General features: G+C 72.2%; 3 protein-coding genes. 1 reads left to right on the top strand and 2 read right to left on the bottom strand.

Annotation, left to right across the window (positions count from 1 at the left end):
* Nucleotides 1–501 precede the first annotated feature (501 nt).
* Both ACWJ6R_RS32320 and ACWJ6R_RS32315 read right to left on the bottom strand, forming a co-directional pair.
* On the bottom strand, nucleotides 502–1,854 hold the full coding sequence (locus ACWJ6R_RS32320; protein ID WP_449065853.1) for a PTS transporter subunit EIIC: 1,353 nt from the start codon (nucleotides 1,852–1,854) through the stop codon (nucleotides 502–504).
* An 80-nt stretch (nucleotides 1,855–1,934) separates the two neighbouring features.
* Nucleotides 1,935–2,675: a GntR family transcriptional regulator gene (locus ACWJ6R_RS32315; RefSeq protein WP_449065852.1), complete on the bottom strand. Its 741-nt coding sequence runs from the start codon at nucleotides 2,673–2,675 to the stop codon at nucleotides 1,935–1,937.
* Nucleotides 2,676–2,836: 161 nt separating this feature from the next.
* On the opposite strand from ACWJ6R_RS32315, the gene ACWJ6R_RS32310 reads away from it, so the two are divergent.
* Nucleotides 2,837–3,693: SIS domain-containing protein (locus tag ACWJ6R_RS32310; RefSeq protein WP_449065851.1), on the top strand; the 857-nt coding region annotated here is incomplete at its 3' end.

Genomic DNA, 3,693 nt, shown 5'->3' with positions numbered 1-3,693 from the left:
GAGGGCGAGGGCGCCCTGCACGTACGGCGGGCGGCCGGGGAGGCGCGAACGGCCCGCTCGTCGTCACCGGGCGGCTCGGCCAGGGGCGACGGGGCGATCCGGGGGAGTGGCGCGGGGGACGACGCGGGGGACGACGCGGGGGACATGGCGACTCCGGTTCGAAGGGTCGGTGCGAAACTGACACCTCTAGGAGTTTCCGGTCCCCCGCCCAGATACGTCGCGCACCAGCTTTCCGGGGAACCGCGGCCGCTTCGTCCGTTGTGAGGAGAAGATCACCGCAAGCTGGAGTGGTCCCCGCCCGCAGGAAGGCGGGTTCCGGACGCGCTCGCGCCTTCCTGGGGATGACCGGAACCGGCTCCACGGAGACGGCCGGCATTCCGGGAGGCGGAGGCTGGGGACGCGGGGTCCGGAGGGTGCGGGCCTGGGAGGAGGCGGGGTTCAGGGACGCGGGGTCCGGAGGCTGCGCGCCTGGGCGGGTGCGGAGTTGGGAGGAGACGGGGTTCAGGAGAGCGCGGGTCCGGGCGCACCGCCCGGCGACGCGTCGCCGGAGTCCACGTCCGGCTCGGGTTCGCGGCCCGGTGTCATGATGTTCAGCCGCCTGATCAGGAAGCTGAACACGGCGTAGTAGACCACCGCGTAGACCAGCCCCATGGCGATGACGACCGGCACCCCCTGCGCGTTGGGGGCGGTGCCGTACAGGCCCAGGTCGATCAGGCCGGAGGAGAAGCTGAAGGCGAGCTTGGCCCCCAGCGCGGAGGCGACGGCGAGGGAGACTCCGGTCAGGACGATGTGCGCGACGAACAGGACCGGCGCCACGAAGATGAAGGCGAACTCGATCGGCTCGGTGATCCCGGTGAGGAAGGCGGTGAGCGCGGCCGAGACCATGATGGAGCCGACCGCGGTGCGCCGGTGCGGCGGGGCGGCCCGCCAGATGGCGATCGCCGCGGCGGGCAGGCCGAACATCAGGACCGGGTAGAACCCGGCCTCGAAGCCGCCGTAGCCCTGGACGCCGTTGTTGAAGCAGACCAGGTCGCCCGCGAGCTGCTTGCCGGTCTCCGTCACGCAGGCGGGGACCTGGGTCCAGACGATGTTGTTGACGATGTGGTGCAGGCCGAGGGGGAGCAGCGCGCGGTTGACCATGCCGTAGACGCCGGCTCCGAGCGTGCTGTTCTCGGCGAGCCAGACCCCGAAGGCGCGGACCCAGCCGCCGAGGACGGGCCAGACGAAGCCGACCGCCACCCCGATCACCAGCCCGGCGAAGGCGGTGAGGATCGGCACCAGGCGGCGGCCGCTGAAGAACGCCAGCGCGGTGGGGAGCTTCGTCCGGTGGAAGCGCTGCCAGAGCGTCGCGGAGACCAGCCCCATGGCGATGCCGCCGAGCACCCCGGTCGGGTTCTGCGCGCCGAGGTCGAGCACGGTCTTCGGCACGCCGGGGGTGGCCGGGTCGAAGACCTGCAGGGTGATCGACTTCTTCAGGCCGTCGTCGAACAGGGTGAAGAACATGTTCATGCTGACGGCGTGGAAGACGAGGTAGCCGACGAGCCCGGCCAGCGCGGTGGAGCCGTCGGCCTTCCTGGCGAACCCGATGGCCACGCCGATCGCGAACAGGACGGGCAGGTTGTCGAAGAGCGTGCCGCCCGCGGTGCCGAGCACGTGGGCCGCGTCGTCGGCGAAGGCGTTGTCCGTACGGCCCAGCAGGTCGTCCTGGCCCAGCCGGAGCAGCAGGCCGGCGGCGGGCAGGACCGCGATCGGGAGCATGAGCGAGCGACCCAGCCGCTGGAGCACGCCCATCACGGCGGAGCCGGGACCCGGTCCGGATCCGGACGCCGCCGCGCCCGCTGAGGTGGAGCTCATCGATTGCCTCCAGCGTGGAGATCCCCGCCCTGGGGCCGGGGGGTGACCGGACGTTTCTCCAGTGGGCGAGAGGTGCGGGGTCAGGCGCGGCGCGCCGGCGTCTCCAGCACCGTGCGGAGCTGGTAGCGGTCGGCGCGGTAGGTGGAGACGCCGAGCTCGGCGCAGACGCCCCCGGCGAACGAGCGCCGCTGGAGCAGCAGGACGGCCCCGCCGCGCGGCAGCTTCAGCAGGTCGGCGTCGCCGGGGTCGGCGATGCCCGCGTCGATGGTCAGCTCACCCGCGTCGAGCATCAGCCCGTAGCGGCTCTCCAGCAGAGCGTAGAGGGAGCGGCCGGTCAGGTCGTGGGCGGCGAGGTCCGGCGCGAGGGAGACGGGGATGTGGGCCCGCTCGATGCACATGGGCTCACCGGCCGCGGTGCGCAGCCGTTCGATGAAGTGCACCTCGTCGCCCGGCTGGATGCCCAGTTCCCTGGCGAGGTGGGCGCTGGCCCGGACCACCCGGCGGTCCAGATCGCGCGAGCCGGGCTCCATGCCGCGGGCGCGCATCTCGTCGCTGAACGAGGTCAGCCGGAGCGGCATCTCGATCTTGGGACGGGCCACGAAGGTGCCCTTGCCCGCGACGCGCTGCAGCCTGCCCTCGGAGACCAGGTGGTCGACCGCCTGCCGTACGGTCATGCGGGAGAGCCCGAAGCGCTGGCAGAGCTCGCGCTCGGACGGGATCGCCGTGCCGATGGCCAGTTCGTGGCTGTCGATGAGGTCGAGCAGGATCTCGCGGAGCTGGAAGTACTTCGGGATCGGGCTGTCCGGATCGATCTGCGCCATGGGATTCCGCCCCCTCTCGATATGGAATGTCTGATGGGTTATGGTTCGTACTGGTCTAGTCCGGACTAGACCACAGGCCGGAAAAGGGTGTCAACGTACGGACCGGCGACGGATCGATAACGGCCCGATCGCGCCTGTCCGAGCCGAAGGATGAGCGCGAGATGACGACCAAGATGCGCAGCGAGATCGCCGAGCAGCCCGCTGCGTTGCAGGCCACGCTGGACGCCCTTCTCCCCAGGGTCGGGGAGGTGGAGCGCCTGGCGCGGGAGACCCGGCAGCTGCTGTTCGTCGCCCGTGGCACCTCCGACAACGCCGCAGTCTACGGCCGATACCTCGCCGAGGCGCACACGGGCCGCCTGTCCACCCTCGCCGCCCCCTCGATCGCCACCACCTACCGGCGCAGACTCGACCTGAGCGGTGTGCTGGCCGTCGGCCTGTCCCAGTCGGGCCGGACCGAGGAGATCGTCGAGACCCTCGCCTGGGCGAAGGACTGCGGCGCCCGGACCGTCGCGATCACCAACGGCGGCGCGGAGAGCCCCCTGGCGCAGGCCGCCGATCTGGCCCTGTGCACCCTGGCGGGCGAGGAGAAGGCCGTCCCGGCGACCAAGACCTACACCACCCAGCTCGCCGCGCTGGCCGTGCTCGGCCTCGGCCTGGGCGCCGACGTCGACCCCGGCGACCTGCGGCGGGTCCCCGAGGCCGTGGAGAAGCTGATCGGGGACCCGGGCGACCTGGACGACGTCGTCGAAGGGCTGGCGGACAAGCCGGGTGTCGTGGTCTCCGGCCGTGGCCTGGCCTTCTCCACCGCCCTGGAGACGGCGCTCAAGCTGAAGGAGGCCTGCTACCTGCACGCCATGGGCCTGTCCTACGCCGACCTGCTGCACGGCCCGATCGCCGTGGTGGACGCCGACACCCCGGCGATCCTGGTCGCGGCAGGGGACGGCCCGACCCTGGACGGCACGGTGGCGCTCGCCGAGCGGGTCGTCGGCGCCGGGGCCGCGGCCTTCACCGTCGGCGG

This window comes from Planomonospora algeriensis (assembly GCF_977012225.1).
The sequence above is the reverse complement of the archived record's forward strand: the minus strand, read 5'-3'. Positions and strand labels throughout refer to the sequence as shown.